6 protein-coding genes and 1 rRNA gene are annotated in these 6,511 nt (G+C 46.9%); 2 read left to right on the top strand and 5 right to left on the bottom strand.

The features are described from left to right. The 3 genes from H8B09_RS26740 to H8B09_RS26730 all read right to left on the bottom strand — a co-directional run. A 16S ribosomal RNA gene (locus tag H8B09_RS26740) occupies positions 1–121 on the bottom strand; the annotation flags it as partial. 218 nt (positions 122–339) lie between these two features. After that, a complete protein-coding gene (locus H8B09_RS26735) occupies positions 340–996 on the bottom strand; it encodes an SIMPL domain-containing protein (protein WP_191206650.1) in 657 nt (218 codons plus the stop codon). 142 nt (positions 997–1,138) lie between these two features. Then, positions 1,139–2,083, bottom strand: a complete 945-nt coding sequence (locus H8B09_RS26730; protein ID WP_191206649.1) for an aldo/keto reductase — start codon at positions 2,081–2,083, stop codon at positions 1,139–1,141. 208 nt (positions 2,084–2,291) lie between these two features. Here H8B09_RS26730 and H8B09_RS26725 point away from each other — a divergent pair, with 208 nt between their 5' ends. Then, entirely contained in the window at positions 2,292–3,257 is a 966-nt protein-coding gene (locus H8B09_RS26725; RefSeq protein WP_191206648.1) for a phosphotransferase family protein, read from the top strand. Positions 3,258–3,351: 94 nt separating this feature from the next. On the opposite strand, the gene H8B09_RS26720 is transcribed toward H8B09_RS26725, so the two are convergent. After that, a complete protein-coding gene (locus H8B09_RS26720) occupies positions 3,352–4,029 on the bottom strand; it encodes a DUF2238 domain-containing protein (RefSeq protein WP_191206647.1) in 678 nt (225 codons plus the stop codon). 70 nt (positions 4,030–4,099) lie between these two features. After that, positions 4,100–4,705, bottom strand: coding sequence for a TetR/AcrR family transcriptional regulator (locus H8B09_RS26715; protein ID WP_191206646.1), 606 nt, complete (start codon positions 4,703–4,705; stop codon positions 4,100–4,102). A 284-nt stretch (positions 4,706–4,989) separates the two neighbouring features. Between H8B09_RS26715 and H8B09_RS26710 the strand changes: the two genes are divergently transcribed. Continuing rightward, positions 4,990–6,426 (top strand): DHA2 family efflux MFS transporter permease subunit, encoded by a 1,437-nt coding sequence (locus H8B09_RS26710; protein ID WP_191206668.1) that lies wholly within the window; start codon positions 4,990–4,992, stop codon positions 6,424–6,426. Positions 6,427–6,511: the final 85 nt, after the last annotated feature.

Here is a 6,511-nt window from a genome sequence, read left to right as displayed (position 1 = left end):
GTTACTCACCCGTCCGCCGCTAAGCAGTTTGAAAGCAAGCTTTCAAACCACTCCGCTCGACTTGCATGTATTAGGCACGCCGCCAGCGTTCGTCCTGAGCCAGGATCAAACTCTCCATAAAAGTTATGGTGAAGCTTGTATAGCTCGTTTAAAACATTTAAACTGACAGTTTCGCTCGTTGTTCAGTTTTCAAAGAACAATTCATTTCGCATTGTGTTTCTCGTTGCCGGCGTGTTTCTCTCGGCCGGAATTAGAATATACCATGCACTTTATGATTTGCGCAAGTGTTTTTAATAAATTAATTTATAAAACTTCCGTTATATCATTATTAATCACTATTTACCGCTGACGAAACCACGCACGTACAGAAGCTGTAATCGTGAGTTGACCTGGCTGAAGCGGCGTTGCGTCGCTTACCTTCATAGCCGCTGATGCTAGGGGCATCGGCGTAAAACCGGACTGACTCAACTCCTGCACACGTGTAGGGACAACATCAATTGTAATGCCCATCGTATGGGCAATGGTAAGTGCTTTGTCCATTGCGTTACGTACTGCGAGCGACAGCGCTTGTTTCTCGTAATACGCAGGTTGTGCGACAGAATAACGAATACCGCCAATATGATTGGCTCCATTCTCTACAGCAGTGTCGACGATCGTCCCCGCCTGACCTACATTGTTAGTCGTAATTTGAAGCATATGCGTCACTTGATAACCTCGGAAAATTTGTTTGCCGTCAATATAGTCATAGTGAGTGTCAATTCGATATTCAATTGTCTGTATTTGTTCCTGAGGTACATTTAATTGGCGGATAGACTGAATGATACGCGCGATGGCAGCGGCGTTGTCCGCCTGTGCTGTACGGAGCTCTTCCTTCTCTGTTGCAACGCCAAGCGTAATGACTGCCTGGTCAGGCGCCGCGGTTACTTGCCCCTCTCCCTGCACTTCGATTGTCGATCTGCCTTGATCAAGTCCATGTTCTTGCCCATAACTCGTCATCTGAATCCATCTCCTCTCGATATCTACTATTACCTAGCATGCTATTCGCATTGTTGAGCATTATTCCCTCCCCTTGGCAAAATAAAAAGAGAGGCACACCACCTCTCTTCTCTACCACACAGCTGTAGCAGCGAAACGCCAGCTACCTCCGAATGTTCTTATTATATAGCGGAATGCCGCTCTCCCACGTAATCCCTTGGATCGGTTCTAGAATGGCAATCACTTGTCTCAACAGCTGCTCGTTGGTCGGTTCATCAACCCAAGCTGCATTCTTCACTATATTCGCCGGATTCGCTGTACTTACAAGCGTTGTTGGGACTTGGGTATTTCGCGTAGAGAACTGTACTGCCAGCTTCGCGATATCTTCTCCTTGAGAAGCACAATAATCCGCAGCCTGCTTGCACAGCGCCTTCACTTGCTCGCTTGCCGGATGCCAATCAGGCGTCCCTCGTGTACCCAATAGTCCCATCGACAGAGGAGATGCATTTACAAGCCCAACCTCCCGCTTCTGCAAGAGCGGGAGCAGAGTCTCAAGCGACGTATCATTCAACGAATAATGGCAATAGGAAATGATCGCATCAATTTCCACATTCGGCAGAAACGATTCAAACAGCTGAAGCGGAAGTCCGCATATGCCCGTGTTGCGAATTACCCCTTCCTTCTTCAATTCATAAAGTGTCGGAATCGCCTCTTCATAAATAATAGCTGACTCAACGAATTCAATATCATGCAGGAATAGAATATCAAGGTAGTCTGTATGCAGTCTTTGCAAGCTTTCCTCAACACTAGCCCTAATCCGTTTGCGGGAGAAATCGAATTGATCAACGCCATAACGCCCCGCTTTGGTCGACAGATAGAACCGATCACGTGGAACTGTACGAATTGCTTTGCCAAGCACCGTCTCTGCCTTCGTCAATCCATAATACGGCGACACATCGATCAGATTAATCCCTGCATCCAGTGCTGCATGAACCGTGCGAATACTCTCAGCTTCATCCGTATCTCGAAACACCGAGCCAAGCGACGATGCGCCAAAACTAAGAATCGATACATCCAGACCTGTTGCCCCAAGCTTACGATACTGCATCTATCATTCACTCCTATATATGTACATTAGCTTCATTCTCTCCTTATTGTATCGAACAATTCACCGCTTTCCTATGAACAACGCCTATGCAATTCATCCTATCTAGTGTCCGATATTGATGTTCCGATGCACCAATAGCTTCTTAATCCTTATATAGCAATCATTCATGAATCAGAGTACATTGGTAGAAAAGAATGGGAGGTTCAATATGGAAAGCCAGACGAAAAACAAACAATCGAATGAGACTCTTCATCAAATGATTGACCGTGCATTTCCAGGCATACTGCCCGTCTCCATCAAAGAGCTGACGGAAGGCTTCTTTAATGTTGCATATATGGTTGGGCTGTCTGATGGACGCGAGATGGTGCTCAAGATCGCGCCTCCTAACCAATCGGTCATTATGACGCATGAACATAACATTATGAGCAGCGAGGTCCACTCGATGCGGCTCGTAGCAGAACATACCGATGTTCCTGTTGCACAAATATTATTTTACGACGATAGCAGACAATTGTGCGATGCGGAATATTTCTTCATGGAGAAGCTATCCGGCAGCAGCTTCCATTCGCTCATGGGCGAATTAAGCGACGAAGTACGTCTTGGCGTGGACGTCCAAGTGGGTAAGATAAACCGCCGTATCAATACGATCATCGGCGATCGGTTCGGCTACTTCGGGCAACCGGACAAGCAGGGCGACGTATGGTTTGATGTGTTCAAGAGCATCGCACAGGATGCAATTAACGATGCTGCTGCTTTTAACATAGATTTCACCATCGATATTCCACATCTGTTGACGCTGCTGGAACGGGATAAGCCACATTTTGAAGAAGTAAAGACGCCTCGTCTTGTTCACTGGGATCTATGGGCCGGTAATGTGTTCATTGAAGATGGCAAAGTGACAGGCGTAATCGATTTCGAACGATGCCTATGGGCGGATGAACTGCTGGAGGTCGGTTTCCGGAGGTTCGCGAACAATCATAGCTTCGTGGAGGGCTATGGAATTGCCGATTGGACGGAGAGTCAGCGGATACGCGTGTTATGGTATGATGTGTACTTGTTCCTTATCATGGCGCTTGAGTGCGATTATCGCCAGTATGAGGACCGGGGGGCATACGACTGGTCGACTCAAATGCTGCGCGAATGCATGGAGATATTGGTCAATCGACAAGCGTAACCAATAGGAGAGTTGATAAGGGTTGCTGCCCATAATCAACTCTCCTTTCTATTATGCTAGGCTACTAATGTGAACAATGATCTGACTTGTGCTTTTAAGTTCGACGTCGAGAATGCATGATCCAGAAAATCCCGATGGCAATCAATACCCCGGCTAGCGCACTCGTCATATCCTTCTGCGAATCGAAAGGATCGCCTTCTAGGCCAACGAATTGTGCAGCTAATTTGGAATTGAAGATTAAAGCCGACCAAGCCTCCAGCATTTCGTATATTCCGCTCGAAGCAACGATAATCATGAAGGTGACGAAATAATTTTTCACAAATTGAAGCTTGAGGAAATACAATACCGATTCCCTTACCGAGAATGAGATCATCAGTCCATACGCAAAATGTACAACACGGTCGTAGAAACCCCGCTTGATATGAAACGCATGCTTCATCCAATCATCGATCGGCGTATGCTGGTAAGTGAAATGAGCCGCGTACGCATGCATGGCTAGAAAGATCGCAATAAGGATATACGCTAAATTACTGTGTGGAAAAATCCGATACGTAAACGCCATCACGATCATGTATAGGACAAGCAGCGTGTTCTCGACCGCCCAGTCTTTCCAATCCTTCGGATGAATCGCCATGCAGATCCAGTACACGATAAACCCGAATAGGATGGACTGAAGCAGAGCGTTCTGTTTGAAAGGTATCTGATGACTGAGAAGCAATCTGGACAAGCCTGTTCGGCTGTGTGGTCTGGCAGCAGCATGATTGTCAGCCATCGCTTAGCTCCTCTTCACGAATCGATATATCGCTCATCCTATCGTCCCCGCGAATGGATCTTCCTATGCCCTATCCACCTTCAACGGATCTCCACTGTGGATCTGCGCGCAGTAGTGTGAACTGTTTAGCCAGGTAAACCGGCGTATACGGCATGTCATTACGCAGCCAAGCGACAATTGTCCCGATGAGTGCGGCCGAACCATACCAGATTGCAATATCCTTCTGTATGCCAGCATCGACCATCGAATCGTTCATGCCGAACTGTTCGATGCGCCGTTTGACGGAATCAGACAGCAGCTTAAGCATTCGTTCTGTAAATACCGGTGTCCGTCTCGATGCGAGTACCACAGTATAGAACTTCGCATTGTCTGCAATATGCTCCAGCAGATTAAGCAGCATCAGCGAATCATTCCTGTCGCTGTCTACTGATGGCGATTCATCGAGTGCGCGCTGCATATCCTCGACCATTTCATCTGCCATCTTGTCCATCATATCGGGGATGTCACGATAATGAAGATAGAAGGTGACGCGATTAATGGTTGCCCGCTCCGCGATGCGGTTCACCGATATTTTCTCGATCTCCATCTCCTGCAGTAAATCAATAAACGCTTCCTTCAGAAGCTGTCTGGTTCGAATAATGCGCGGGTCTGTGCGAGGTTTCGAATGATCCATCATCACCTAATCCTTCCCTCTGCGAGTAAATTTACAAACAACCAACAGTTTGTCGTTTATGTATCACTTACACTACGAATGATACGCAACTGATAACTAATTTACACTCTGCAAAAAAGAGTCGCTTGTAAGACTTCAAAATCGGCTTATAATCTAATTTATACAGTGTTGATTATCTAACACAATGTAAATTAAGTCTAGAGAGAATATGGAGAGGTGAGGAAGACTTGAGTAAAGGAATAAGTAATGACTTTAGCTCCGTTAAAAAAGGGCCGATTCTATTCGTCATGATTATTGGCGCCTTTCTTGCGACGCTTAATCAGACGATCATGAGTGTTGCGACACCAGAACTGATGATCGACTTTGACATTTCGGCGACAACTGCTCAATGGCTGACGACAGGTTACATGCTCGTAAACGGCGTTCTGATCCCAATCACTGCTTATCTAATGCAGCGGTTCTCAACACGTCAATTGTTCCAAACGTCAATGATAGTGTTTCTAGTCGGTACAATCGTATCCGCATTAGCCAGCAGCTTCGAAGTACTGTTAACTGGTCGGATGATTCAAGCAGCTGGCGCAGGTATCATCATGCCGCTGTTGATGACGGTTATCCTTACGTTGTTCCCGCCTGAGAAACGCGGCGCCGCGATGGGGTTAGTCGGTACAGCCATTATTTTCGCCCCGGCAATTGGCCCTACGCTCGCAGGTTACATTCTTGAGAATTACAAGTGGGAAACGATGTTCTACGGTATGATTCCACTTGCCGTTATCGTTATAGTGTGTGGATTTATTTATTTGACGAATGTATCAGAACGTATTAAGTCCAAACTCGATACGATCAGCGTCGTTCTCTCGACGCTTGGCTTTGGCGCTGTGCTGTATGGCTTCAGCCGTGCAGGCAAACTTGGTTGGTCGAGTGCAGAAGTGCTCATTTCTATTGGTGTCGGCGTTGCAGCACTTGCGCTGTTCACTTGGAAACAGCTTGTATCGAAGAACCCGCTGCTCGATCTGCGTGCGTTCAAATACAACATGTTCACACTTACAACCATCATCAATATCGCGGTAACAATGGTCATGTACGCAGATATGATGCTGCTTCCGCTTTATCTGCAGAACGCTCGAGGTTACTCGGCGATCGAATCTGGACTGTTAATGCTGCCAGGTGCGCTCATCATGGGCTTCATGATGCCAATTGCTGGCCGACTGTTCGATAAATTCGGTGCCAAATGGCTGGCTGTTGTCGGCTTGATCATTACGATCGGTACGACGGTTGGCTTCATTAATCTGACAGATTCGACTAGCTACACGTATCTGTTACTCATGTCCACAGGACGCCGGATCGGTATGGCGCTGTTCCTCATGCCAATCCAAACAGCCGGCTTGAACCAGCTGCCGAATCGTCTTAATGCACATGGTACGGCGATCTCCAACACGATTCGTCAAGTTGCCGGTGCAATCGGTACGTCTCTGCTCGTAACCATTATGACGAATAGTGCGACATCGCATGCGAAAGACATGATGATGTCTGGCGAAGCTAGCGGTTGGACCAAGGAGAAACTTGGAATCGAAGCTCAAATTCAAGGGATTAATGATTCCTATATCGTCATTATCGGAATCGGCGTCGTTGCCCTGCTGCTGTCCTTCCTGATCAAGAAAGTGAAGCAAGCATCGGATGACAAGAGCCCTGTAGCCTTGAACAAAGCAGTAACGTCTGAGGCATAATTTATTTAATGAAATTGAAGCGGCTGCTTCCTCGGCTCACGAGGAAGCAGCCTTTTTTTGTTTATACACAGAGAACATCTATTCA

Source organism: Paenibacillus terricola (assembly GCF_014779765.1).
Lineage (GTDB): Bacteria > Bacillota > Bacilli > Paenibacillales > Paenibacillaceae > Paenibacillus_T > Paenibacillus_T terricola.
This window is presented reverse-complemented; position numbering and strand designations above follow the sequence as displayed.

Coding starts and splice junctions, on each gene's coding strand:
- H8B09_RS26735 (WP_191206650.1), bottom strand. CDS start 996: ATGACGAGTTATGGGCAAGAACATGGACTTGATCAAGGCAGATCGACA.
- H8B09_RS26730 (WP_191206649.1), bottom strand. CDS start 2,083: ATGCAGTATCGTAAGCTTGGGGCAACAGGTCTGGATGTATCGATTCTT.
- H8B09_RS26725 (WP_191206648.1), top strand. CDS start 2,292: ATGGAAAGCCAGACGAAAAACAAACAATCGAATGAGACTCTTCATCAA.
- H8B09_RS26720 (WP_191206647.1), bottom strand. CDS start 4,029: ATGGCTGACAATCATGCTGCTGCCAGACCACACAGCCGAACAGGCTTG.
- H8B09_RS26715 (WP_191206646.1), bottom strand. CDS start 4,705: ATGATGGATCATTCGAAACCTCGCACAGACCCGCGCATTATTCGAACC.
- H8B09_RS26710 (WP_191206668.1), top strand. CDS start 4,990: ATGATTATTGGCGCCTTTCTTGCGACGCTTAATCAGACGATCATGAGT.